Raw genomic sequence first — 25,585 nt, forward strand, 5'->3', positions numbered from 1 at the left:
CTTGGGCAAGCAAATGCAACGGATGCAATCAATCAACGCTTTGTTTGTCAGGCCAGATAGGTATTGGCGAGAATGTAGCCCCAGACGGCAACGACGAACACAATGGAAATCAGGACAGCGAGCGACCCGCAGTCCTTTGCAATCTGGATCTCCTTGTGAAAATCCCGGGAAACGGCATCGCAAGTTGCCTCGATACCGGTGTTCAATACTTCCACGAGGAGAAGAAACAGGATCGAGCCGACCATGAAGAGGAAAGTGAGCCAGGTCGGCGCAAGAAAATACGCCACCGGCAACGATAGGAGAAACAGCACCAATTCCTGTTGGACGGCCTTTTCATGTCCCGCGAGATATTTCAGTGCCCGCATGGAGTTCAGAAAAGCCAGAAAAATGCGCTGCATGAATACCCCCAATATGATCGGTCACGGCAATCAATAGGCGAGTTTTCCTGAAAAGCAACAGGGCGGAGATCGAAATCGCTACGTTAGCTGCCCACAGGCGTGCATCTTCGATGTTGTTCTGATTACATAAGTCATTACATCTAAACAGGGATAATATAATCAACTAATAGCGACCGATCATCAAAATAATTGCCGGAATATTTTTGGATTATATCAAAACTACAAAGTTTCGTATGTATTGAATGTCAACTTCAAGGAAAGATTTATGTTTAAAAGAGCATTATTTCTTACATTCGTTTCCACATTGACGATTCTTTCCGTCGAAAAAAGCTACTCCAATGAAGGGCAGCAATTCGGCGACAGCAAATCACAATCCTGCATGAAATACGCCACCATACAGTGCAAACCTTTCGAGAAAAGTCCCATTCATGCACAATGTATAGATCAAAAATACAATGAATGCATGAGCAAGTAATTTTAATAGTATTTAGAAGATAATAATGGATGTGCGTTTTGATGCTCAAAATCAAAACGCACTATCTTTGCAGGATCAGGCGATTTCCGCCAGTTGGGCAGTTCCAGCATCGCGCTCCTTCTTGAGGAGTTCAGCCAGCAGAAACGCCAGTTCCAGCGCCTGATCGGCGTTCAAACGTGGGTCGCAATGCGTATGGTAGCGATCATGCAGATCCTCGGCCGAGATCGCACGTGCGCCGCCTGTGCATTCCGTTACGTTCTTACCGGTCATTTCGACATGGATGCCGCCCGGATGCGTGCCTTCGGCACGATGGATCGCGAAGAAAGATTCCACTTCCTTGAGGATACGGTCGAACGGACGGGTCTTGTAGCCGCCAGCGGTGATCGTGTTGCCGTGCATGGGGTCGCATGACCATACGACCTTACGGCCTTCCTTCTCGACAGCACGAATAAGCTGCGGCAGGTGATCGCCGACCTTATCGTAGCCAAAGCGCGCAATCAGCGTCAGGCGACCTGCTTCATTTTCGGGATTCAGAAGATCGATCAGGCGGATAAGATCATCCGGCTGCAAAGACGGGCCGCATTTGAGACCGAGCGGATTCTTGATGCCGCGACAGTATTCAATATGCGCGTGATCGGCCTGGCGGGTGCGGTCGCCGATCCAGATCATGTGACCGGACGTGCCATACCAATCGCCAGAGGTCGAGTCGACACGGGTCAGCGCTTCCTCATACCCAAGAAGCAGCGCTTCATGGCTGGTGTAGAAATCGGTTTCGCGCAACGAATGATTGCTGTCAGCCGTAATCCCGATTGCACGCATGAAGTTCATGGTTTCGGAAATACGCTGGGCCAAAGCTGCATAGCGTTCTGCCTGTGGGCTTTTGCCGACAAAGCCGAGCATCCACTGGTGAACGTTCTCCAGATTTGCGTAGCCGCCCTGAGCGAAAGCGCGCAGCAGATTGAGCGTCGCCGCCGACTGACGGTATGCCATGTCCTGCCGCTGAGGATCGGGTGTGCGCGAAGCTGAATCAAATTCGATACCGTTGATGATGTCACCACGGTAAGATGGCAGTTCTACGCCATTCAGCGTTTCCATGTCGGACGAACGCGGCTTGGCGAACTGACCGGCGATACGGCCAACCTTCACAACAGGCTTCGATGCGCCAAATGTAAGCACGACGGCCATCTGAAGGAATACACGGAAAAAGTCGCGGATATTGTCTGCGCCGTGTTCCGCAAAACTTTCGGCGCAATCACCGCCCTGAAGCAGAAATGCCTTGCCTTCCGCAACCTCGGCCAACTGCTGCTTGAGCTTGCGCGCTTCACCTGCAAAAACCAGCGGCGGATAGGTGCGAAGACGGGCCTCAACGTCGTTCAGAGCCTGTGCGTCCGGATAAAACGGCACTTGCTTGATCGGCTTGCTTCTCCAGGAATGCGGGGTCCAGTTCTTCGTCATTTGAGCACCTGTTTGCTTCTATCCGCTCGATTTCTCTCGGATTATATCCTCCTTGCACGAAAGCCGGAATTCCTTAACGGACAGCCCCATCTGACAAAGATGACAGCATATCCCGGAAAACCGGCGTGCGTGATCGCGCTGATATAATGCAGGCTGAAACTTTATGCCAGCAATATTCGTTAACCGAAGAAACCGGCTGCGAAAGATTTATCCGGCGACTTTCTCACCATGTACAACCCGATAGGTCGGCTTGTACATGGTGACCAGTTCTTCGGCCGCAGTCGGATGAACCGCCATCGTGCGATCGAAGTCATCCTTGGTCGCGCCAGCCTTGAGCGAAATGCCCAGAAGCTGGGCCATCTCACCAGCATCCGGCCCCATGATATGGGCTCCGATCACACGGCGGCTTACTGCATCCACGATGAGCTTCATCAGCATTTTCTCGTTTCGACCGGAAAGCGTGTTCTTCATCGGACGGAACAGTGCTCTGTAGACTTCAAGCTCCGGATACTTCTTCGCAGCCTCATCTTCGGGCAGGCCGACAGTACCGATTTCCGGCTGCGAGAAGACGGCCGTCGCGATCAGTTCATGATCCGGCTTCGTCGGATTGTCCTTGAAGGCTGTCTCGAGAAAGCACATTGCTTCATGGATTGCCACGGGCGTCAGCTGGACACGGTTCGTGACGTCGCCCACTGCCCATATATTCGCGATATTGGTGCGTGAATAATCGTCCACAAGAATGGCACCCAGCTCATCCGTCTTTACACCAGCCCTCTCCAGGCCGAGACCAGTCGTGTTGGCTTTGCGCCCGATAGCCATCATTGCCTGACCGACTTCCAACCTGTCGCCGTTATTCAGCGAAATCTTCAGGTTGCCGTCGGACTGCTTCTCGATTTTCTCGAAAACCGCTTCGCAAATGATACGGATGCCCTTTGCTTCCATGGTTTCGTGCAAGAGATGGCGCAAGTCGGGATCGAAACGGGAGAGAATCTCCTTGCCGCGATAGACGAGCGTGGTCTCGACGCCAAGACCATGGAATATGTTCGCGAACTCAACAGCGATATAACCGCCACCTGCGATGGCGATCGCTTTCGGCAGCTCGGCGAGATGGAACGCTTCATTGGAACTGATGCAATATTCATGGCCCGGCATGGTTTCCGGCATCGTGGGGTGGCCGCCCGTCGCAATCAATATCTGGTCGGTCGTTATGCGGCGACCCTCCGCCTTCAGTTCGACGGTATGCTCATCGATCAATTCAGCACGGCTGGCGAAAATCTCGACTTCAGAATTCTGGAGCCCCTTGGTGTAGAGCCCCTCTAGCCGTGCAATCTCCTTGTCCTTGGCATCGATCAGCTTTTTCCAGTCGAATGCCGATGCGCCCACATTCCAGCCATAGCCAGCAGCATCTTCGAAATGTTCGGGGAACTGCGAGGCATAGACAAAAAGCTTCTTCGGGACACACCCACGGATAACGCAAGTTCCGCCCATGCGATACTCTTCAGCAAGGGCGACTTTCTTACCCATCGCTCCGGCAAGGCGGGCAGCCCGGACCCCGCCGGACCCGCCGCCGATAACAAAAAGATCATAATCGAAGCCGGACATGGGATTCTCCAAAAAACATTAGGTTGGCCGATATGTAGGCAAAAGAAAAAGCCCGGCCAAGTGACCGGGCTTTCAAATTCCCTGTTATCGCTAAAATTACTGCTGTGCAGGCTGCGCCGGAGCGGCAGCGGCGCCGGCCTGTGCGGCCAGAACTTCTGCCACGCTGGTTGCCAGATCCCGGGCGATGCCGTTCTGCCAGATATTGGCGGCCTTGACGACTTCACGTGTTACAATCGGGCCTTCCGACAAAAGCTTCTTGCCTGCAGACGACGTATAGAATGCTGCGATAGCCTTCAGTTCGTCTTCCGAAAAAGCCTTTGCGTAAGCGCGAGCGGATTCGGTTTCGAGATCTGCGCGGCGGGAAGCAAGAGCCAAAGCCTTGTCATCGACTGTCTTGGTGATGAGGGCTTCCAGATTCGGGTCCTTCTGAATCAGCTCGCCCTTCAGGGAGCGCGCCGCATTCGGAAGAATTTCGTCGAACTGCTCGGTGGCATTAATTGCAGAAATAGCAGCGCGGGCAGCTTCCAGATGGGCTTCAGAGATTTCCTGTGCCGATGCTGCGTGAATGCCCGACATCAGTACGAGCGCGGAAAACGGTGCAATCAGACGGCGAAAGCCAGTTGCCGGGATCATAAGTCAGTACTCCGTTCAATCAGTTCAAGACCGGTTCATGGTGCGGATGCCGTCGTTGCCGGCAATCACTGCCGCACGCGCGAGTCCGATGAAAAGTCCGTGCTCGACAACGCCTGGAATTGCGAAGAGAGCGTCAGATAGTGTCTTTGGATCGGGAATGCGGCCAAAAGATGCATCCACGATATAATGCCCACCATCTGTTACGAAGGGTGAGCCATCTTTTAAACGCAGTGCCAGCGGGCCTGCAAGGCCACACTTTGCAGCTGCTTCCTCGATAGCGCGGAAGGTCGCGCCAAGACCGAAGCGGTTGACTTCCACTGGCAGAGGAAAACGTCCGAGCGTCTCGACCACCTTGGAGCTGTCGGCAATGACGATCATTGCATCAGAGGCGGCAGCAACGATCTTTTCACGAAGAAGCGCCCCACCGCCACCCTTGATGAGCGAGAGATTGGTATCGACTTCGTCCGCACCGTCAACCGTGAGATCGAGATGGGGCGTTTCGTCAAGCGTTGTAAGCGGAACTCCGAGTTCCTCACAAAGCTTGGCGGTACGTTCGGAAGTGGGCACGCCAATGATCTTGAAGCCACCACTTACCTTTTCAGCAAGCAGTCGCACAAACTCCTCGGCAGTTGAACCGGTACCAATTCCCAGACGCATTCCGTCCTTGACGTGTGTGAGTGCTTCTGCGGCGGCTGCAATTTTTAACTTGCGAGCTTCATCCATACCAAGTTCCCCGAAATCCCAGCGGATTCTCATTGTCATCCGGTTCGCCTCTAGCATGCGGGCGCGGCGCAACAAAGCTTCTATTCGAACTATGACGCAGAATTTCGGATTTTAAGCAAATCTGATCGCGAGGTTGAGCCGAGGACGACAATCAGATAGGAGTTCTCTATTCCCTATTTTCACATACGAGAAGCTAATGTCTGCTGCTAATCCCAAGCCCATCATCGTTTTCGATCTCGACGGAACCATCGTCGATACAGCACCAGACCTTCTCGATAGCCTCAATCACTGCCTGGCGATATCCGGACTGAAAACAGCCGACCGTGAATCGTTGCGCAGATTCGTGGGACAAGGCGGACGCGTCATGATCGAACGCGCATTCGCCGCGCAGCAGAAACAGGCAGACGAAGCGCAACTCGATAACCTCGTAGAAGAGTTCCGGGAGCATTATGCGAATAATATGCCGGGGCATTCCACTTTCTTTCCAGGCGTACTGGAGGCAATGGACCGCTTCTCCGCGAGCGGTTACGAACTGGCGGTCTGCACGAACAAATTCGAGGCCCTGTCGGTAAAACTCCTGACTTCGATGGGCGAAGCCACGCGATTTGCAGCGATCTGCGGGGCAGATACATTCGCTTATCGCAAGCCTGACCCGCGTCACCTTACTGACACCATCGCACGTGCAGGCGGCAATCGCGAACGGGCCATAATGGTTGGCGACAGCCGCACCGACATCGACACTGCGAAAGCGGCTGGCATCCCCGTTGTTGCCGTCGATTTCGGATATACTGATCTGCCCGTGCAGCATTATGGTCCTAGCCGCGTCATCTCGCATTTTGACGAGTTCACTCTCGAAATGGCTGGCGAACTCATCGCTGCCGTAACTGATCCAGTGTAACGGGAAGCAGAAAATGTCTACGCTGCGGATTCTAGTATCGGGCGCGATTTTCTTAGCCGCATTATCAACGGCGTCTGCGAATGATGGATCGCCGGGTTTGCCCGGCGTGCACCCGCAAAAACCAATAGTGTCCGCTCCACCACCCGCTCCCGAACCGGATCAGGCACAAAGCGGCAACTGGAGAAATTTTCGTGTTGGTAACACCGACGTGTCGATTTCGGGCAGCATTAGCGTCGATGTCGGCACCGGAAACAGTCGCTCGTCCCGTCGCTAATTTCGGGAAGCTCGGGCCAGCGCCGACAGGACGGCTGGCAGTTGAGCGGGCAAATCTTCGGCGATAAGCCCATGACCGAAACGGCGGGCTGCGTCGGCATGTATCCACACAGCAGCACAGGCTGCCGCGAATGCGGGCATGCCCTGCGCAAGCAGGCCGCATACAATTCCGGTCAAAACATCGCCTGATCCTGCCGTTGCGAGCAAAGGAGTTCCATTGGCGTTGACCACGGCCACCCCGCCCGGTTCCGCAATCACGCTATCAGGCCCTTTATATACAATGATAGCGTTGGCGCGCCTTGCCGCCTCACGCGCCTTTTCAATCTTCGAGACCGCAGCCTTTGCAATATCGGGAAAAAGCCGTCGAAATTCACCTTCATGTGGTGTCAGCACAAGTGCAGACCGGGCATCCTGCCGGCGATCGAAAAGCTCATTTGGGTCCTGCTCAAAGGCCGTAATTCCGTCAGCATCGAGGACCAGTCCGTGGCACCCCTCTAGTCCGCCAGCGGCGAGAAATAGTGCGTGCTCACGCGCAAATGCTGGATTCCCGTAGCCCGGACCGAGGACCGCCGCTCCAACCTTGCGCTCGGCGAAAAACTGCCGAACATCCTTCAAGCTGCGGGTTTCGCGAACCATGATGCTGGTCAGATTGGCAGCATTAATCGCCATCGCATCGGGCGGAGATAAAAGCGTAACCGCCCCTGCCCCAATGCGTGCTGCGGCGAGAGCCGAGAGACGCGCAGCGCCAGTCGAATGAGGGCCACCCGAAAACACGGCTGCGTGGCCGCGACTATATTTATAAGTTTCAACGCCCAGCACAGGAAGGGCACCTTCCCAAAGCTCGGGCGCATTTTCAAAAGTATGGGGCTCGATGGCTGCAAGTATATGATCGGGAATGCCGATATCCGCGACGTGAAGCACCCCGCAATGCGCCCTTCCCGGCTGCAGCAGATGGCCGGGCTTCTTTCGAAAAAAAGTAACTGTGGCGCGCGCCCGGATCGCTGTTCCCAGAACCTCTCCGGTCTCACCCGATATGCCACTCGGCAAATCAACAGCCACCACCGGTACGTCCGAACTGTTCAGCGCATCAATCGCAACGGCTTCGGACCCATGAATATCGCGGGCGAGCCCGGCACCGAATAAAGCATCGATCACGCCCCCAAAACTGACGGCTGAAAACTCACCCAGATTCGAGACAGGCCCCTTGTAAAAAAGCGATGCGCGCATGGCATCCGAACCTTTTTGCGGAGGAGCCGATGCAAAACACATGACCTCCAGACCGGCTTCCAGCAGAAGTTGGGCCGCGACATAGCCGTCACCACCGTTATTGCCGGGTCCGCACAGAACCGCGACCGGCGAATTGCGGGCGAACATCCCCTGCGCAACCTCCGCGACGGCGCGTCCTGCCACCAACATCAGCGAAAAGCCATCCTTGATACCAGCCTTTATCGTCTGGCGATCCGCTTCTGCCATTTCCTGCGGGGTCAGCAACTCGTACATCGCGTACCTTTTGAACATGGGTGATTGGAGTGATTAAATACGCGGCAGCGGGCTTTATGCAAGCTTGCCTTCTTTTAAGGCGAAATGGCTATTTTTTAGCCAGAAGGCCCAGTTGATAGAACCGCTTTTCTTGCGCGCCGCCAGAGTGGCGCTTGCACTAGCATCATGATTAGTGCCAATCTGCCTCCAGATGAAGGAAGTGGGAGAAAATTTTCACACCCCATTCAAACTGGCACAGTTCATGCTTCTCTATGGGTGAAGCGGGCACAATGCTCATTTCCGAAGAAGAGCGGAGACCATTCTCTGATGAAAAAGATCGAAGCCATCATAAAGCCCTTCAAGCTGGATGAAGTGAAGGAAGCCCTTCAGGAAGTCGGCTTGCAGGGGATCACTGTCATCGAAGCCAAGGGCTTTGGACGACAGAAGGGTCATACCGAGCTTTACCGCGGCGCCGAATATGTCGTCGACTTTCTTCCCAAGGTGAAAGTTGAAGTCATCGTCGCAGACGAAACCGTGGACAGCGCTATTGAAGCCATCCGCAAGGCTGCCCAGACGGGACGCATCGGCGATGGCAAGATTTTCGTCTCCAACATCGAAGAAGTTATCCGTATCCGTACCGGTGAATCCGGCGTGGATGCCATCTGACAATACCTGCGTACAATCCATCGTCGTGCAAACAGGGAATTAATATGACGACTGCCAACGATATTCTGAAACAAATCAAAGACAACGACATCAAGTTTGTCGACCTTCGCTTCACCGATCCGAAGGGTAAGCTGCAGCACGTTACGATGGATATCGGCCTCGTCGACGAAGACATGTTTGTCGACGGCGTGATGTTCGACGGCTCTTCCATCGCTGGCTGGAAGGCAATCAACGAATCCGACATGGTTTTGATGCCGGATCCGACGACCGCTCATATCGATCCGTTCTTCGCTCAGTCTACACTCGTCATCCTTTGCGACATTCTCGACCCCGTTTCGGGCGAGGCCTATGGCCGCGATCCCCGCACGACCGCGAAGAAGGCCGAAGCCTACATGAAGTCGCTCGGTATCGGCGATACGGTCTATGTCGGCCCGGAAGCTGAATTCTTTGTCTTCGACGACGTGAAATACAAGGCCGACCCGTACAATACCGGTTTCAAGCTCGATTCGACCGAACTTCCGTCGAATGACGACACCGATTATGAAACAGGCAACCTCGGCCACCGTCCGCGTGTTAAGGGCGGCTATTTCCCGGTTCCGCCAATCGACAGCGCGCAGGACATGCGCTCGGAAATGCTGACCGTTCTCACCGAAATGGGTGTGACTGTCGAAAAGCATCACCATGAAGTGGCTTCCGCCCAGCACGAACTCGGCGTCAAATTCGACACGCTCGTGCGCAATGCAGACAAGATGCAGATCTACAAGTATGTCGTGCATCAGGTTGCCAATGCTTATGGCAAGACGGCGACCTTCATGCCGAAACCAATCTTCGGTGACAACGGCTCGGGCATGCATGTCCACTTCTCGATCTGGAAAGAAGGCAAGCCGACCTTCGCTGGCAACGAATATGCTGGCCTGTCGGAAAACTGCCTCTATTTCATCGGCGGCGTCATCAAGCACGCAAAGGCCGTGAATGCATTCACCAATCCGTCAACCAACTCCTACAAGCGTCTGGTTCCAGGTTATGAAGCTCCGGTTCTGCTCGCCTATTCGGCTCGCAACCGTTCGGCTTCCTGCCGTATTCCGTTTGGCAACTCGCCGAAGTCCAAGCGTCTGGAAGTTCGCTTCCCTGACCCGGCGGCCAACCCTTATCTGTGCTTTGCTGCCCTGCTGATGGCTGGTCTTGACGGCATCAAGAACAAGATTCATCCGGGACAGGCCATGGACAAGGATCTTTATGATCTGCCCGCCAAGGAACTGAAGAAAATTCCAACCGTCTGCGGTTCCCTGCGCGAAGCCCTGCAGTCGCTCGACAAGGATCGTGAATTCCTCAAGGCCGGCGGTGTGTTCGACGACGATCAGATCGACAGCTTCATCGAACTCAAGATGGCCGAAGTGATGCGTTATGAAACGACGCCGCACCCGGTCGAGTACGACATGTATTACTCGGTTTAAAAAAGTGCGCGGACACCGGTTCAGGTAGTCCGCGCGTTTTTTGCCTTCTACCGAGGCCCCCAAAAAAAGAAACCCCGGCAACGCCGGGGTTTCTTTGTTAGACCAATGCAATAGACATGTTATTTAAAAGGCTGCGAGCACGCGGGCAGCCATCATCATTTCGATTTCACGGCTCCTGCGGCGCTCCACTGCTTCCGCATCGGCTCCCCAATGTTCGATGGTCCAATCCTCATCGATATGGGCCAGCTGCCAGCCTTGTTCCGCGGTCACTTCGCCTTTTGCTATAGCCAGTGCAATAATCGCTGACCCCGTCAGTGTCGTCATCGTATGCAGAGCCGCCAGTGCAATTGGATCCTTGAAGGCAGACAGATGCACACCAAAGGCTGCTATGGCTTCACGCGGCTGCTCAATATGCATTACACCTTCGGCGAGCGAAAACCGTGCGCCAAGCCCTTGCATCCAATCGATCAGCGGGTCCCATTGCTGCGTCTGCCGAGAAACGAGTTCCTGCGGACTGTCGGCGCGATAGCAAAGCATATCCGTACCCGCAAAACGTAGAATATCCTCGAAAACCGCCTGCGGGTCCTGCGCAATTCCGTCGATTGCCGTATTGACCAAACGCGTTGCGGGCATTTTGCCGGGATCGATGACCTTTTCCTGAGCAGCAAATTCGTCCGCCACGATCTCGGCAGCGGCCTTCGTCGGCAACCTCAGCAGGCTGCGCGCTGGCGTCTTGACCGGACGACCGTCCAGATGGACTGCAAAACCGCCTTCAACTTCGGCTACTTCTGCTTTCTCGTAGAAACGTTTGGGCAGTTGCGCCAGCATCTGCTTCTGCGCACGCACGATGGGGTTCTCGTCGGAAAGCTGCTTTCCCGCTTCAAGATCACTCAGAATATCACGCATATATTTATCCAGTTCTGTATCGCTGACTTGGCAGAACGCCCCAACAACTAGAGGACCTGTTCGTCCATAGTCTGCAGCAATGCATGGAGTTCAGATGGCACTTCCAGAATATGATGGGCGCCAGCTTCGATCAGTCCCTGCCGGTGATGATAACCCCAGGAGACGCCTGCGGCCATAGCGCCCGCCGAGCGGGCCATCTGCATATCATAAACAGCATCGCCGATAACAATCGTTCGATTGGGTTCTATTCCCATTTCAGCACAGGATTCAAGCACCATAGCCGGATGCGGCTTCGACGGGCAGTCATCGGCGGTACGTGTGACCACGAAATGGTGCCCTATACCGTGACGTTCAAAAACAGAGCGGACACCGCGCTGCGACTTGCCGGTTACGATACCGAGCAGAAGATCGTCCCTCGCCCCAAGCTCGCTCAGGAGCGGCAGAATTCCATCATAAAGCGGCTCTGCGAAGTCCGGCGCCTGTCGCAACATCACGAAGTTTTGCTTGTAACGTTGTGTCAGCCAGTGGACCTGCTCGTCCGGTTCCCGATTCAACAGCTTCGCAATGGCAAGATGCAACGACAGGCCGATGATCGAATGCGTTTCCTCGATTGCAGGAGGTTCCAGACCAGCATCGGCAAAACTGGTTGCCATGCATCTGTGAATGAAGTCGCCGCTGTCGACGAGCGTTCCGTCGCAATCGAAGAGTACAAGTTTCATCGGGCGTTGGATACCTTTGCCGGCTTGCTGATAATCATCAGTCCGCAACCGATCAACGCGAGAGCCGCAAATATTTTCCAGCTCAGTGGCTCGTTCAGGATGAGGCCGCTCAATAACACGCCGAAAGCCGGCGTGAGAAAGGCAAAGTTTGAAAGTTTTGACACGGGGTATCGGCGTACCATCCAGAACCAGAGCGGATAGGTAAACGCCACCACGAATACCGCCTGAAACAGGAAGGCTAATATTGACAACACATCGGGACTGCGAAGCAGCGGGCCACTCAACGAAATGAACGGCAACGGCACCAGCGTTGCAATCACCAACTGGTAAAGAAGTGTCTTCTCCGGCGCTGTGTAGGCAAGCCGGGTCCGCTTGATGACCAGCGTGGTTAAACCCCACAACACACCGGACACCAGCGCTAGCATATCGCCATATATCGCATGCGGTCCCGGACGGCTGACATGATCGGAAAAGACCAGAAACACGCCCAGAAAGGCGATACACATGCCGATGAACGCACGAACAGACATGCGTTCGCCTAAAAGGAAATGACTGCCGATAGCGACCCAGAACGGCATGACATTCATCATGAGCGTTACACGTCCCACGCTTGTCAGCTCCATCGCCAGAAAAATCAGGACGAACTCGGTGCCGAATAGCAATCCGGCGGCTATTCCCGCCGCAAGCGTGCCATCACGCTTGAAAAGCGGGATACGACGCCAACAACACCAGAGAAAGACACACATGCCGCCGAGCGCAGAACGTCCCGCCGCCATGAGCATAGGGTTGAAACCTTGATTGCCGATCTTGATGGCAACCTGATTAAGCCCCCAACTGAACATGATGAACACGACCAGCATGATGGCCAGCCCATCGAACGAAACTCGTCCTTGGGACGATCCCCCCGCTTCGCCTGACATTTTTAATCTACCGCGCTTTCCTCGTCAAAGCCGAGCAGATTCCACGACTGCACCATGTGTGGCGGCAAAGGAGCCGTCACATCGATGATGCCGCCCGACGGGTTCGGAATGCGAATGCGGCGTGCATGAAGATGCAGCCGTTTCTGAATCCCGCCCGGAAACTCCCAATTCTGGTCAGCTTCAAAATATTTTGGATCACCGATAATTGGATGACCGATATAAGCCGCATGAACGCGCAGCTGATGGGTTCTGCCGGTATAGGGTTCCATCTCGAGCCAGGTCAGGTTGTTCCCTGCCTTCTCGATGATGCGATAATAAGAGACCGCATGATCAGAGTCCGGTTCGCCATGCTGGCAGACACGCATCTTGTCACCGTCGGGCGTCTGATCCTTGACCAGCCACGTGGAAATCTTGTCCTCGCGCTTGCGTGGAACACCTTTTACCAAGGCCCAGTAGGTCTTCTTGGTATCGCGCTCGCGAAAAGCGGCGGTTAACGCCTGTGCCGCGCCGCGGGTGCGCGCCACGACGAGCACGCCCGACGTGTCACGGTCGATGCGGTGCACAAGACGCGGCTTTTCGCCCTTTTTGTTGCGCCATGCCTCCAGCATACCGTCGATATGTCGCGTTACGCCGGACCCGCCCTGCACAGCGAGGCCTGCCGGTTTGTTGAAAACATACACTTTCGGGTCTTCGTACAGAAGCATCTGCGAAAGCACATCACCGTCCTGCTGGCTGCGGATTGTTCGCGCCGTAACCGGTCCGGTGGCTTTTTCATCGACGCCGAGCGGCGGAATGCGAACAGTCTGCCCGGCTTGAACACGTGTATCGGCCTTGGCCCGGGAGCCGTCGATACGGATCTGGCCCGACCGCAGAAGTTTTTGCAGGTGACCGAAACCCAGGCCTGGATAATGGACCTTGAACCAGCGGTCGAGCCGCATGCCCGCCTCGCCTGTATCCACAATCTTCTGTTCAACGACTGCCATGGAGAAACCCGATCAACTCTTCCTAATACGGCGTGTACTAGCCCGCCGGTCATTTAGTCATCTCAATAGACGCGAGTTTCGCGGATTGCTAGGCGGAATTCCCGAAAACCGAAATTTGGCTGCTTTGAAGGAAACCGGTTCTCTTTCTTCAAAGAGTTTGATTTCCACGCATAAACTTCACGCTCGGTTACATACGTTTTTAATTTATGGTCGGTCTTGACACCCAATCGCCACTTCTTGTCGCCATCTGATATTGATAGAACAAGCGGGCTATACCATTTAGCCCGTGAATACACGAGCGGGAGTGCGAAAGTGTCATTGCTCAAAATCTACTGGCGAGCCATGGAATATCTTGCGGTCGAGAAGGCTGCAACGATAACCATGTGCGTGGCCAGCGTCCTGGTTGCCCTGGTCACACTTGCCGAACCAATTCTGTTCGGTCGGGTCATTCAGGCTATCTCCGACAAGGGTGACATTTTCTCGCCCCTGGCGATGTGGGCTGCACTCGGCGGCTTCAACATTGTTGCCGCCGTCTTTGTGGCCCGCGGCGCAGACCGTCTCGCACACCGCCGCCGTCTGGGCGTGATGATCGATTCCTATGAGCGTCTCATCACGATGCCGCTTTCGTGGCACCAGAAGCGCGGCACGTCCAACGCGCTCCATACGCTGATCCGCGCAACGGACTCGCTTTTCACCCTCTGGCTCGAATTCATGCGCCAGCATCTGACGACAATCGTTGCTCTGGCGACGCTTATCCCGGTTGCCATGAACATGGATATGCGCATGTCGCTGGTGCTTATTGTGCTCGGCGTCATCTATGTGATGATCGGGCAGTTGGTCATGCGCAAGACCAAGGACGGTCAGACAGCTGTCGAAAAGCACCACCACAAGCTTTTCGAGCATGTCAGCGATACGATCAGCAACGTCTCGGTCGTGCAGAGCTACAACCGTATCGCGTCGGAAACGCAATCCCTGCGCAATTATGCCAAAAATCTTGAGAAGGCCCAGTTCCCCGTTCTCAACTGGTGGGCACTTGCCAGCGGCCTGAACCGGATGGCCTCGACCTTCTCGATGGTGGTTGTCCTCGTTCTGGGCGCCTACTTCGTCACCAAGGGCCAGATGCGCGTCGGCGACGTGATCGCCTTTATCGGTTTTGCCCAACTGATGATCGGCCGTCTCGATCAGATCAGCGCTTTCATCAATCAGACCGTAACCGCACGCGCCAAGCTTGAAGAATTTTTCCAGATGGAAGATGCAACCGCTGACCGTCAGGAACCGCAGGACGTTTCGGACCTCGCCAACGTCAAGGGCGACATCGTTTTCGACAACGTTACCTTCGAGTTTCCGAACTCCGGTCAGGGCGTCTATGACGTGTCTTTCGAGATCAAGCCAGGGCAGACGGTGGCTATTGTCGGCCCCACCGGCGCGGGCAAGACCACACTCATCAATCTGCTGCAACGGGTCTTCGATCCGGCAGCCGGTCGCATCACCATCGATGGAACCGATACGCGTACCGTCAGCCGTCGCTCCCTGCGTCATGCTATTGCGACCGTCTTTCAGGACGCCGGACTGTTCAATCGCTCTGTTGAAGAGAATATTCGTGTTGGTCGTGAAGACGCCACATCTGAAGAAGTGCACGCTGCCGCTCGCGCTGCTGCCGCCCACGACTTCATTCTGGCCAAGAGCGATGGCTACGATACCGTTGTCGGCGAACGTGGCTCGCAGCTTTCAGGCGGCGAACGCCAGCGTCTCGCGATTGCGCGTGCTATCCTGAAGGATTCGCCCATCCTCGTTCTTGACGAAGCCACCAGTGCGCTTGACGTCGAAACCGAAGAGAAGGTGAAACAGGCGGTGGACGATCTGAGCCATGACCGTACAACCTTTATCATCGCGCACCGTCTTTCGACGGTTCGTTCGGCCGATCTGGTCCTGTTCATGGACAAGGGACATCTGGTTGAAAGCGGCAGCTTCGATGAGCTTGCCGCACGCGGCGGTCGCTTTACCGACCTTCTGCGCGCTGGTGGTCTCAAGCTTGAAGACAAGGCTACCAAAGTCATCGAAGGTAGCAACGTCATGCCTTTCCCGACCAAAGGCGCAGTTGGCTAAAATCAGACATGTTGCAAGCGAAAAGCCCGCGGTGATCTCATCGCGGGCTTTTGCTTTTTACCAACACGCCTGAATTTAAAGCGGCACCTCGAAGCGGAGTCCATCATATCCGGGCTCCACATTGTCCGGTGTCTCACGCAAGACGGTTTCATAATCGAGCGGAACATGCATATGCGTGAGAACGGCGCGCTTGGGCGCCAGCTTCTCAATCCATTCGAGCGCTTCGCCGAGGGAGAAATGGCTTGGGTGCGGGCGGTATTGCAATGCATCGATTATAAGGACATCGGCTCCGCCCAAATAGTTGAGGCTTTGCTCGGGAAACGCGCTCACATCGGTGCAATAGACCACAGAACCAATGCGAAATCCGAGCGACTCGATATCGCCGTGCACCTGGCTGAATGGCTCAAAACGAATTGCACCGCCGGCCCCCGATATTGAAAACGGGGTTTCGGGGGCAATATCGTGCATGCTGAGGATAGGCGGATAACTCGACCCGGCAGGTGTCTCAAAACAATAACCGAAGGCCTCGAAGAGCCGATTACGCGTCAGCCGATTGGCGTAGACATCCATCAGACGACGATTTTCAACGACGTAGGTGCGAAGATCGTCGATTCCATGAATATGATCCGCGTGCGGGTGGGTGTAGACAGCCGCATCGAGGCTATGTGCGCCCGCATCGATCATCTGGGCGCGGAAATCCGGGCCCGTATCGATCACAACCGTTGTGCTCTTGCCGTCCATGTCAAACCGCTCAACCAGAAGCGATGCACGACGACGCCTGTTCTTTGGGTTCTCGGGATCGCAACTGCCCCAATCGCCATTGATGCGCGGGACGCCGGGAGAAGAGCCGCAACCCAGAAGCGTAAAGCGCAGGCAGTTTCGGGGGAAATTCACGCTCAATTTTCCTCTGAAGGCCGAGGCATCTTGGAAAACAGCCTGAACACGTTATCACTCGTAATACGCGCAACCTCGTCATTGCTCACGCCAATCGTTTCGGCCAACATGGCGGCCGTATGTTGAACGAAAGACGGCTCATTGCGCTTGCCGCGATGTGGCAACGGGGCAAGGAACGGAGCATCTGTTTCCACCAGCAGGCGGTTACGCGGAACGATGGATGCTATTTCGCGGATTTCTGGTGAGTTCTTGAATGTCAAAATGCCGGAAAAGGAAATATAGCCGCCCAGTTCAATGCCTTTTTCAGCCAGCGCTCGTCCGGAAGAAAAGCAATGGAGAATGAACGGAAAAACACCCTTTTCCGTCTCCTGCTCAAGAATTTCAGCCATATCGTCGTCCGCACTGCGTGCATGTATAACAAGTGGCAACTGGGTCCGACGTGCGGCTTCGATGTGAACGAGAAAACCTTGACGCTGCGCTGCCGGCGGAGCGTAGTCGTAGTGATAATCGAGACCTGCTTCGCCTATGGCGACAACCTTCGGATGTTCCGCAAGGCGCACGAGATCGTCAGCCGTAATGTCCAGTTCTTCATGCGCATTGTTGGGATGGGTACCGACGGAACAATAGACGGACTCATAGGCTTCCGCTATGGCACGGATCGTATCGAATTTCCTGACCCGCGTGGAAATCGTCACCATGCGCTTGATCCCGGCGTCGAGCGCGCGCTGCACAACGGCATCGCGCTCCGGCTCGAAATCGGCAAAGTCGAGATGACAATGGCTATCGACAAGCATCATCGAACTCAGTTCTACTCTTCTGTTTCCACATAACGCGGGAATACCGGCTGCGGAGCTGGCAGATCGGTACCGCCGACAAGTTGGCTTGCCGTAACGTCAGAGAACTGACGCTTGTCGGCAGGAATTGCCAATATGTCGAGAAGCTTTTCCGCCGACTGCGGGATGAAGGGCTGTACCATGATGCCGACACGCCGGATCACTTCCGCGGTCACATAAAGGACGGTTCCCATACGCGCCGGATCGGTCTTCCGCAACGCCCAGGGCTCCTGCCCCGCAAAATAGCGGTTTGCTTCGGCAACGACAGCGAAGATCGCACCGAGCGCCAGATGCAGCGCCTGATCGTCCATTGCCTTGCGCGCGGTATCCAGCGCCGCCTCGGCCTGATCCAGAATAGCTTTATCAGCTTCCGAGAATTCACCTGGAACCGGGACCTTGCCTTCGCAATTCTTGGCGATCATCGACAGCGAGCGCTGGGCGAGATTGCCGAGATCATTCGCCAGGTCGGCATTTGTGCGGTTGACAATAGCGTCATGGCTGTAGCTGCCGTCCTGACCAAACGGTACTTCGCGCATCAGGAAATAGCGCAACTGATCGAGCCCATAGCGCTCAACGAGACCGAACGGATCGATCACGTTACCGAGCGACTTCGACATCTTCTCGCCGCGATTGAACAGGAAGCCATGCGCGAAAACCCGCTTCGGCAACGGAATGCCAGCCGACATCAGGAATGCGGGCCAATAGACAGCATGGAAGCGAGAGATGTCCTTGCCGATGATGTGCGCATCGGCAGGCCAATAGCCCCATTTGCCGTCCGTAGTGTCCGGATAGCCAAGGGCCGTGATGTAGTTTGTCAGGGCGTCGACCCAGACATACATGACATGCTTTTCGTCACCCGGCACCGGAATGCCCCAATCGAAGGTCGTGCGGGAAATCGACAGGTCCTTCAGCCCGGACTTGACGAAGCTCACGATCTCATTGCGACGTTCCGCAGGCATGATGAAGCCGGGGTTTTGCTCGTAAAGATCGAGCAGCCTGTCCTGATAGGATGAGAGACGGAAGAAATAGCTTTCCTCCTCAACCCACTCGACAGGGGTCCCCTGCGGGCCATAACGAACGCCGTCCTCGCGAACTTCTGTTTCCTCTTCACCGTAATAGGCCTCGTCACGCACGGAATACCAACCGGCATATCCACCCTTGTAGATATCGCCATTATCAGCCATCGCTTTCCAGATAGCCTGGCTGGCCTTGTAGTGGCGCTCTTCAGAAGTGCGAATATAATCGTCATTGGAGCTGTTCAGCACGTCTGCCATCTGCCGGAACGCAGTCGTATTGCGGTCGGCAAGCTCGCGCGGCGTGATGCCTTCCTTGCGCGCGCTCTGCAGCATCTTGATGCCGTGTTCGTCCGTACCGGTCAGAAAGAAAACATCCTTACCGTTCAGTCGCTGAAAACGTGCCATCGCATCGGTCGCGATCAGTTCATACGCGTGACCGATGTGTGGCTTTCCGTTGGGATAAGCAATCGCGGTGGTGATGTAATATTTTTCGCGGCTCATTATGGACCCGGTCTTTCGATGTTTGGAAGCGCGCGCTCTGAACAAAACAAGGCACACGCGGAAGAAAATTCGTCAGCGGTGACATAACGCATGTCAGCGGCCATGTCACGCAAGTGGAGGCAGACCGGAACGAAAAGCGCGATGGGTTTTTTCCAGAAGGATTACCACCGCTTGCCGACGGTCGAGATTGTAGGTTTCAGCATCCACGGTTTCGCGTGACAGATCGCTCCAGAATCGCGACCAGCGATCTGCATCATGCAGTTGCCCAGTCTCGGCGCGACGCCGAGCTTCCATTGCAACCCGCCCCAGCAGGTGGTCGCGAAACAGTTCATACTGAACTTCCGACTCCCGGCCATTCAATATGCCGCCAAGCGCCTGTGCTTTCGGCAGGTCGAAATTCTGTCCTTCAAGAAGGGTGTCGACCGTGTCGGAGATTTCGATACCGCCATTTGCCACCAACAAAAGTGCCTTGCGCACACTGCCTTCCGATCGCTGGAGCAGCGTTTGCGTTACCCTACCAGCCTCCATTCCGACACCAGGACCGACATGAGACAAGGCGTCCGTAAGCGCCTTATCGTCAAGCGGCTTGAAGCCGATGCTCTGGCAGCGCGACCGGATTGTCGGGAGCAAGCGTCCAGACGAGTGGGAAATGAGGATAAAGAGCGCCCGTGCGGGAGGCTCTTCCAGCGTTTTCAACAAAGCGTTGGCGGCATTGCGGTTCATATCGTCGGCTGGATCGACAATGACGATGCGCCAGGCGTGGTCCGATGCCGTTCTGGTCAGAAAATGCGTGACACGGCGAATTTCCTCCACCGGGATGCCGGTTTTGAACTTTCCGGTCTTCTGATCGAACGGACGGTTGATATGCAGGACAGCCGGATGCATGCCGCCCGCAATCTGACGCCAGAGCGGTCTTGCAAAATCCGGAGCGGTAATATGTTCCGGCGCCTGTCCATTGTTGCCATGCGCCAGCATATGGCCTGCGAGGTGAAACGCGAGCGTTGCCTTGCCGATGCCCTGCGCACCTTCAAAGAGCAGCGCGTGATGCATGCGCCCCTCACGATAGGCTTGAGCCAGAAAACCACTGATCTCGCGGTGTCCGGAAACATAATCGCTCGCGGATGGCTCAGGCACACCCTCAATCGAATCGTGAGCTTTAGGGACGTCGAGTTCCTCGATCACAACAGCCCCCTTTCCTTTAGAACACTATCGATCTCTCTTGCTATCTCGCCCGCAATCGCGTCTTGCTGGCGATCGGCGTCGATTACCTTACAGCGCCGAGGCTCTGCTTCCGCGATTGCGAGAAAGGCCTGCCGCCGTGCCTCGTGTACTGCGATATCTTCCTTCTCGAACCGGTCCGCAGTTTCGCTGCCGCGCCGTTTTCCGGCACGTGACAATCCCTTCTCCGCAGAAATATCGAGAATGATCGTCATATCTGGCATGATACCGTCGATAGCAATACGTTCCACTGCCGACATATAGGTGCTGTCGAGATTGCCGGTAACGCCCTGATAAGCGCGGCTGGAATCGATGAAGCGATCGCACAGCACCACACGTCCCTCGTCCAATGCCGGGCGGATAAGCTGGTCCACATGGTCTGCTCTTGCAGCGGCGAACAGCAGCGCCTCCATCGCCGGACCGTAGGTCTCCGCATTGCCGCTCAATATGACGTGACGAATTGCTTCCGCACCAGGAGAACCGCCAGGTTCTCGTGTGATGACCGGATCGAAGCCGCTTGCACGCAGGTGCTTCGCCAGCAACGCAATTTGCGTTGATTTGCCCGCTCCTTCGCCGCCCTCGAATGTGATGAACAATCCCGACAAGCCAACTTCCAAATGTTTGAATCGATGTCCGAATGGACTTCTGTGAAAGTTATTATCGGCCTTTGGTTATCAGGTCGAGCCTGGATTACGCATGACGCAGGCTAAAGGTATTTCCGTAGCCAACCTGTGGAAAGCTCCATCGCCGCCCCCAAGGCGCGCTTTGAAAGGCTTCCCTCATCGACAGATTGAGCCGTAAAAACAGGCACATCGCGGAGAATGCTTCCATTCAGCTCAAGCTGAAGAACGCCGACTTGCTGATCGTCGGCAACGGGGGCATCAAGTGGGCCCTTATAGACGATACGCGCTTTAAGCCTATCGCGACCATTCTTCGGCAGCAACAACTCGACACTGTCCTTGACCTTCAGCGGCACATGCGCGAGCGCACCTCCGAAAACCTGCGCTTCACCTACAATTTCGTTTGCGGGATACAGCAGCACATCGTCAAATGCCGTCATCCCCCATTGCAGAAGCCGCTTTGCCTCCTCCTCACGCTCCTTGATGCTGGAAAGACCGCTCATCGCCAGATAGAGCCTGCGGCCATTCTGCTCAGCGGACCCGACGAGTGCAAAGCCGGATGCCTCCGTAAATCCTGTACCCATACCGTCAGCTCCCACATCAAGCCGCAGCAATGGATTGCGGTTGCGTTGCATGATGTTGTTCCAGGTGAAAGCTGGTTGAGCATAATATTTATAGTATTCAGGATGGGCGGTCCGGATATGCTGGGCCAATCTGACCAGATCCTGGAGAGAAACCGTCTGCCCTTCGGCGGGTAACCCTGTGGAGTTGACGAATCTGGAGGCGGTCAAGCCGAGCTCCCGCGCCCGGTCGTTCATCCGCTCTGCAAAAGCGCGTTCGCTGCCTGCCAGCCCTTCCGCCAGCACGATGGCCCCATCATTCGCCGCCTGAACGATCATTCCCTGCAACAGATCAGCAACCGTCGGCGACGATTTGATGCGCGCAAACATCGTAGACGTTCCTGAAGGAGCGCCGCCCGTTCTCCAGGCATTCTCGCTGACGGGATAAGCAGTATCGAGTGTGGTAAGTCCCTTTTCGAGAGCTTCAAATACTACTTCAGCCGTCATCAGCTTGGCCAGAGAAGCGGGAGGAATCGGGACATTGGCGTTCTTGGAGAGAAGCACCGTTCCGCTCCGGTCATCTACGAGCAACACCTGCGGCGCTTTCGTAACGAATGCTGCGTCAACAGGGGCTGCCCCACAAATAGCTGGCACCACAACCGCCACCGAAATGCCAGCGGCAGCGGCACGGACGAATACCAGTGTTTTTGATAACAGCCCCATGCGAACCCCGTTACGTGAGCAATGTCTTAGAGCTTACGCAACGAATCTGACCAAAATCAATATGGCAGCTCTTATCACCGCATCGTGAGCTCAATCGAGGCGAACGACAAACGCATTCACTGCACCAGCCTTCCAGGCCTCGCGCAACAGGGCATCGTTTCCACCCTTCGTCGCCACCGCCGTCAACTCATAGGTTGCGCCGGTTTCGGTCGGAAGCTTGGTCAGTGTGAATCTGGTCGAGCGAGGCAGCGATGACTGAATCTGTTTTGCCTCTTCCAGCGTTTCGAAAGTACCAAGCTCGACATATTCTCCATGTTCTTCAGCCAGGCGACGCTTCCACGCGCTTGAGATCGCATCCTTGGACAAGATGCTGCCATACGCACGCTCCTCAGCATAAGCAGCCACAGCAAGCCGATCGGTGGCATAACCGGCAAGACCGCTCACACCGGCAGCATTCGCCACGCCGAAGCTGGTTGCCGGACGATGCGATGGCACAGGAACGTTTGCCGGCAGCAACGGAGCTGCCCCACCAGACGGATCGCCATAGGCAGGATCGACCGCAAAAGGTGAATTTTCAGGTACAGGCGCAGAGGCCGGAACCGCTTCCATCACAGGCATCGGAACACGAGACTTCGGCGAGGTAGGCGTCGGTCCGTTCATCGCCATCATGACGCCGGTTGCCGGCTGGCCGATCGCATCACCACCTCCGGGACGGTAAGAGGCCATAAGAAATGCGTCGTCGTTCCCGTCGAGAGGCGCTCTACCAACATACTCAACCTTCACATTCGCGGTACCGTGGTGCTGGTAATCCAGCATTTCGGCAGCTTTCTGGGAAAGATCGATGACGCGGTCGAATTCATACGGACCACGATCATTCACGCGCACGATGACCGAGCTGCCATTGGCAAGATTGGTGACGCGAGCATAACTGGGCAACGGCATGGTTGGATGCGCAGCGGTCAAGTGCGCCATGTCGTAAACTTCACCGTTCGCCGTCAGGCGGCCATGAAAAGCTTCGCCATACCAGGAGGCATGACCAACTTTGACATAGTTCTTGTCTTCCTTGGGATAGTACCAGCGTCCCTTAACTTTGTACGGCTGCCCCGTCTGATCTCGTCCGCCGCCACGCGGCAAGGGCTTTCCTTTTGCAAAAGCCACGCGGGGACTGGCTTTCACACCGTATTTGGACTCGGCGAAATATTCCTTGGATCGCTTGCTCTTCGATTTCGGCTGCGGCGCCGATGCGCAGCCCGCCAAGGCGACAGCAATAGCCATGAATAACAATAAGGCGACTGAACCACGCTTATCTCGCAGCTTAGCCGTCTTTCCGTTGACCGAATGTTTCAGCCCTCGTTTCGAATCCATACGCCACACGCCCGTTACTCAACAAACGCAACCGGAAACGCTGGTTGCGCCTTTTTAGATTTTAGTGATGTCACCGATTCATTGACGGATCATTAAAGTTTTCGGAATTCTGCTCATTTGAGTCGTGTTGCCCCTCTACTCAACTACACCGCACCGCATTCCTCCTGCCCGATGGAACAATCGTTCATCAGAAACGTTGGATTTTCAACAGGAAGGAGAAAACAAATGTTCAGAGCAATGATCCTTTGGCTGATGGGCGTCCCGCTCATTCTCGTGCTGGTTATCTGGTATTTTTTCTTTTGACGGTGGAACGTTCGGCCCATTGAACCGTTATTCATACGGCTCAAATGACCTCCGAGCCAGTCACCTAACGTCATGGATTAGGCCCGTCTAAAAGGCGGGCCCTTTTTTCGCGCAATCGCGTTACGGCCTCGCCGTGGGATCGGGCATATAGACTTTTATTGCCCTGCGCAGCAGACGGAAATGGGCGGGCGTCCACGTCGACAACTCCCCGTCAGTATTGACGGCGCGAGGTTTCTTGGTGCGAACAATCACCTCCGTTGTCGGAAAGGCCCGCACATCATCCCATTTCGAATGCGTACCACGACGGAGGCTTGGCAGAAGACGCAACAGCTTCCACCAGTGATCGACTTCCAGGCTGTAGAAATCGAGTTTACCGTCATCCACAGTGGCATCCTTCTCTACAGCCATGCCCCCGCCGTAGAATTTTCCATTCCCCACTGAGACCTGCAACGTACGGATTTTTTCCGTCATGCCGTCATGTTCCAGATAGACCGTAAAAAGCTCCGAACGCATGAGAATCCGTGCCGCGACAATCGCGTAGCCGAGTTTGCCCCATTTCTTCTTCGCCGCGGAACTCAGCTGCTGTGCCAGTTCGGCGCTGAAACCTATGCTCGCGACATTGAAGTAAAGATGACCGTTCACCTCGCCAAGATCGATGGGGCGCGCCTCATAAGAAGCAATGCGCCGCGCCGCCTCAACCGGATCGGCAGGAATGCCGACGGTCCGAGCAAAATCGTTTGCGGTTCCAAGTGGCAGAATTGCGAGCGGCAGTCCCGTTTCCATCAATCCTCTGGCCGCAGCATTCAACGATCCGTCGCCACCACCAACGATGACGAGATCGCAATCTCTTTCCCTAAGGATCACATCGGAAATCGTCTCGTCATCTTGCGGGCTTCGCTCGACGAGTTGGAGCCCGCCGTGCTCCAACGCGGAACGAATGTCCGCACCGTATCCCCTACCGTTTCGGGCATGTGGATTTACTATAAGCAGTGCCCGCCGCATTGTGGTCTTGCCCATGGATTTCCTGTCATCTGCAACAGCCTGGAATCTGGCTGCACGGTTGGGAGCGTCATCTGCAGATGGCCCCTGGAACTCGGATATCAATGGGACAGGTCATGAAAGATTTGTCACGGCGCTGTAGTGTTTCGTGAGGCGGTGAGATCGATTGGAATGACAAGCGGAGGCTGTCGACAAAACAGTTTGACGAGCCCAGAAAGAGAACATAGGTTGTCAAAACCAACTGTAAATCGTTCTAAAGCGACCTCCTCGGATTTGTCGCTAAATTATTGAAATGTATTACAGTTTGCGGGTATGATGTAATGGTAGCCTGTCAGCTTCCCAAGCTGAACGCGCGGGTTCGATTCCCGCTACCCGCTCCAGCCGACCCCACTGAAAAGCGAAGGTCTACCGGACATTTTCTCCGGTCTTGGGATCGACTTTGACCTCCACCTTGGCGCCGGCCTTGGTCACATACTCGATCTCATAATATCCGCGGTCGTTCCAGTCGACTTCATCGATAAAAGCCGTATCCGCCTTCTGTTCGATTTTTGCGATTATCTCCGAAAGCTTGGAGCCTTCCGGTGGCGGTGCAGCATAAGCGGCAGCGGCGGATAAACCAATAAACAAGGTCGTAGCGGCAAGACGCATGATCTTCTCCTTTATCTACCGTAAAGGATAGGGGTTCAGGCGCCGTCTTCAAGCCCCACAGATAATTACTTGATGATAGGACTGATCGAACCCGTGAAAGTTTGATCGATCATGGCAGAGAGTTTCGGCTCTGCTCCGGATAAAATCACAACGATGGCAAGCATCAATATCAACGGTGCGGCAAGAATGCCGCTCCTTACAGCCGGTTCAAGAAT

At 55.2% G+C, this 25,585-nt stretch carries 24 protein-coding genes and 1 tRNA gene; 6 read left to right on the top strand and 19 right to left on the bottom strand.

Annotated elements, in window-relative coordinates; genetic code table 11:
• Nucleotides 1-47: 47 nt before the first annotated feature.
• The 5 genes from ACOWVS_RS15775 to rpiA form a co-directional block, all read right to left on the bottom strand.
• Nucleotides 48-398, bottom strand: a complete 351-nt coding sequence (locus tag ACOWVS_RS15775; protein ID WP_025089515.1) for a diacylglycerol kinase — start codon at nucleotides 396-398, stop codon at nucleotides 48-50.
• 550 nt (nucleotides 399-948) lie between these two features.
• Nucleotides 949-2,328: a class II 3-deoxy-7-phosphoheptulonate synthase gene (locus ACOWVS_RS15780; RefSeq protein WP_021585187.1), complete on the bottom strand. Its 1,380-nt coding sequence runs from the start codon at nucleotides 2,326-2,328 to the stop codon at nucleotides 949-951.
• Nucleotides 2,329-2,535: 207 nt separating this feature from the next.
• Entirely contained in the window at nucleotides 2,536-3,930 is a 1,395-nt protein-coding gene (gene gor / locus ACOWVS_RS15785; RefSeq protein ID WP_021585188.1) for a glutathione-disulfide reductase, read from the bottom strand.
• 96 nt (nucleotides 3,931-4,026) lie between these two features.
• Nucleotides 4,027-4,563: a DUF2059 domain-containing protein gene (locus ACOWVS_RS15790; RefSeq protein ID WP_006466887.1), complete on the bottom strand. Its 537-nt coding sequence runs from the start codon at nucleotides 4,561-4,563 to the stop codon at nucleotides 4,027-4,029.
• Nucleotides 4,564-4,587: 24 nt separating this feature from the next.
• Nucleotides 4,588-5,286, bottom strand: a complete 699-nt coding sequence (gene rpiA, locus ACOWVS_RS15795; protein WP_006470515.1) for a ribose-5-phosphate isomerase RpiA — start codon at nucleotides 5,284-5,286, stop codon at nucleotides 4,588-4,590.
• Between the two features lie 196 nt (nucleotides 5,287-5,482).
• Between rpiA and ACOWVS_RS15800 the strand changes: the two genes are divergently transcribed.
• Entirely contained in the window at nucleotides 5,483-6,184 is a 702-nt protein-coding gene (locus ACOWVS_RS15800; protein ID WP_021585190.1) for an HAD family hydrolase, read from the top strand.
• Nucleotides 6,185-6,197: 13 nt separating this feature from the next.
• On the top strand, nucleotides 6,198-6,458 hold the full coding sequence (locus tag ACOWVS_RS15805; protein WP_112669750.1) for a hypothetical protein: 261 nt from the start codon (nucleotides 6,198-6,200) through the stop codon (nucleotides 6,456-6,458).
• Here the strand turns inward: ACOWVS_RS15805 and ACOWVS_RS15810 are convergent.
• Nucleotides 6,455-7,957, bottom strand: a complete 1,503-nt coding sequence (locus tag ACOWVS_RS15810; protein ID WP_021585191.1) for a bifunctional ADP-dependent NAD(P)H-hydrate dehydratase/NAD(P)H-hydrate epimerase — start codon at nucleotides 7,955-7,957, stop codon at nucleotides 6,455-6,457. The two genes, ACOWVS_RS15805 and ACOWVS_RS15810, sit on opposite strands and share 4 nt — an antisense overlap.
• Nucleotides 7,958-8,263: 306 nt before the next feature.
• Between ACOWVS_RS15810 and ACOWVS_RS15815 the strand changes: the two genes are divergently transcribed.
• Both ACOWVS_RS15815 and glnA read left to right on the top strand, forming a co-directional pair.
• Complete coding sequence (locus tag ACOWVS_RS15815) at nucleotides 8,264-8,602, top strand: P-II family nitrogen regulator (protein WP_002964122.1); 339 nt, start codon at nucleotides 8,264-8,266, stop codon at nucleotides 8,600-8,602.
• A 44-nt stretch (nucleotides 8,603-8,646) separates the two neighbouring features.
• Entirely contained in the window at nucleotides 8,647-10,056 is a 1,410-nt protein-coding gene (glnA, locus tag ACOWVS_RS15820; RefSeq protein WP_006466891.1) for a type I glutamate--ammonia ligase, read from the top strand.
• Between the two features lie 123 nt (nucleotides 10,057-10,179).
• Here the strand turns inward: glnA and ACOWVS_RS15825 are convergent, their stop codons facing one another.
• From ACOWVS_RS15825 to ACOWVS_RS15840, 4 genes are read right to left on the bottom strand one after another with little or no spacing between them, the layout of a single operon-like run.
• Nucleotides 10,180-10,962, bottom strand: coding sequence for an ATP12 family chaperone protein (locus tag ACOWVS_RS15825; protein ID WP_075041954.1), 783 nt, complete (start codon nucleotides 10,960-10,962; stop codon nucleotides 10,180-10,182).
• Between the two features lie 47 nt (nucleotides 10,963-11,009).
• Nucleotides 11,010-11,681, bottom strand: a complete 672-nt coding sequence (locus tag ACOWVS_RS15830) for an HAD-IA family hydrolase (RefSeq protein ID WP_021585193.1) — start codon at nucleotides 11,679-11,681, stop codon at nucleotides 11,010-11,012.
• Nucleotides 11,678-12,601, bottom strand: coding sequence for a DMT family transporter (locus tag ACOWVS_RS15835; RefSeq protein ID WP_021585194.1), 924 nt, complete (start codon nucleotides 12,599-12,601; stop codon nucleotides 11,678-11,680). The genes ACOWVS_RS15830 and ACOWVS_RS15835 overlap by 4 nt, the downstream gene beginning before the upstream one ends.
• 2 nt (nucleotides 12,602-12,603) lie before the next feature.
• The gene (locus ACOWVS_RS15840; RefSeq protein WP_021585195.1) at nucleotides 12,604-13,584 is read right to left on the bottom strand and encodes an RluA family pseudouridine synthase; all 981 of its coding nucleotides are present in this window, start codon (nucleotides 13,582-13,584) and stop codon (nucleotides 12,604-12,606) included.
• A 312-nt stretch (nucleotides 13,585-13,896) separates the two neighbouring features.
• Here ACOWVS_RS15840 and ACOWVS_RS15845 point away from each other — a divergent pair, with 312 nt between their 5' ends.
• The gene (locus tag ACOWVS_RS15845) at nucleotides 13,897-15,690 is read left to right on the top strand and encodes a glucan ABC transporter ATP-binding protein/ permease (RefSeq protein ID WP_025089512.1); all 1,794 of its coding nucleotides are present in this window, start codon (nucleotides 13,897-13,899) and stop codon (nucleotides 15,688-15,690) included.
• A 75-nt stretch (nucleotides 15,691-15,765) separates the two neighbouring features.
• On the opposite strand, the gene ACOWVS_RS15850 is transcribed toward ACOWVS_RS15845, so the two are convergent.
• From ACOWVS_RS15850 to ACOWVS_RS15885, 8 genes are all read right to left on the bottom strand, one after another.
• On the bottom strand, nucleotides 15,766-16,584 hold the full coding sequence (locus ACOWVS_RS15850) for an MBL fold metallo-hydrolase (RefSeq protein ID WP_021585197.1): 819 nt from the start codon (nucleotides 16,582-16,584) through the stop codon (nucleotides 15,766-15,768).
• A gap of 2 nt (nucleotides 16,585-16,586) precedes the next feature.
• A complete protein-coding gene (locus ACOWVS_RS15855; protein ID WP_025089510.1) occupies nucleotides 16,587-17,378 on the bottom strand; it encodes a TatD family hydrolase in 792 nt (263 codons plus the stop codon).
• Nucleotides 17,379-17,392: 14 nt separating this feature from the next.
• Entirely contained in the window at nucleotides 17,393-18,934 is a 1,542-nt protein-coding gene (gene metG / locus ACOWVS_RS15860; protein WP_021585199.1) for a methionine--tRNA ligase, read from the bottom strand.
• A gap of 105 nt (nucleotides 18,935-19,039) precedes the next feature.
• The gene (locus ACOWVS_RS15865) at nucleotides 19,040-20,116 is read right to left on the bottom strand and encodes a DNA polymerase III subunit delta' (protein WP_025089509.1); all 1,077 of its coding nucleotides are present in this window, start codon (nucleotides 20,114-20,116) and stop codon (nucleotides 19,040-19,042) included.
• The gene (tmk, locus tag ACOWVS_RS15870) at nucleotides 20,113-20,757 is read right to left on the bottom strand and encodes a dTMP kinase (RefSeq protein ID WP_021585201.1); all 645 of its coding nucleotides are present in this window, start codon (nucleotides 20,755-20,757) and stop codon (nucleotides 20,113-20,115) included. Before tmk ends, ACOWVS_RS15865 begins: the two co-directional genes overlap by 4 nt.
• A gap of 101 nt (nucleotides 20,758-20,858) precedes the next feature.
• On the bottom strand, nucleotides 20,859-22,055 hold the full coding sequence (locus ACOWVS_RS15875; RefSeq protein WP_021585202.1) for a D-alanyl-D-alanine carboxypeptidase family protein: 1,197 nt from the start codon (nucleotides 22,053-22,055) through the stop codon (nucleotides 20,859-20,861).
• 90 nt (nucleotides 22,056-22,145) lie between these two features.
• Complete coding sequence (locus ACOWVS_RS15880; RefSeq protein WP_025089508.1) at nucleotides 22,146-23,420, bottom strand: septal ring lytic transglycosylase RlpA family protein; 1,275 nt, start codon at nucleotides 23,418-23,420, stop codon at nucleotides 22,146-22,148.
• A gap of 423 nt (nucleotides 23,421-23,843) precedes the next feature.
• Entirely contained in the window at nucleotides 23,844-24,740 is an 897-nt protein-coding gene (locus ACOWVS_RS15885) for a lipid kinase (RefSeq protein ID WP_031346043.1), read from the bottom strand.
• A gap of 288 nt (nucleotides 24,741-25,028) precedes the next feature.
• On the opposite strand from ACOWVS_RS15885, the gene ACOWVS_RS15890 reads away from it, so the two are divergent.
• A tRNA-Gly gene (locus ACOWVS_RS15890) sits at nucleotides 25,029-25,102 on the top strand.
• Between the two features lie 25 nt (nucleotides 25,103-25,127).
• On the opposite strand, the gene ACOWVS_RS15895 is transcribed toward ACOWVS_RS15890, so the two are convergent.
• Nucleotides 25,128-25,370 (bottom strand): PepSY domain-containing protein, encoded by a 243-nt coding sequence (locus ACOWVS_RS15895; protein ID WP_006466907.1) that lies wholly within the window; start codon nucleotides 25,368-25,370, stop codon nucleotides 25,128-25,130.
• Nucleotides 25,371-25,585 lie beyond the last annotated feature (215 nt).

The organism is Brucella sp. IR068 (assembly GCF_049065885.1).
Taxonomy (GTDB): domain Bacteria; phylum Pseudomonadota; class Alphaproteobacteria; order Rhizobiales; family Rhizobiaceae; genus Brucella; species Brucella intermedia.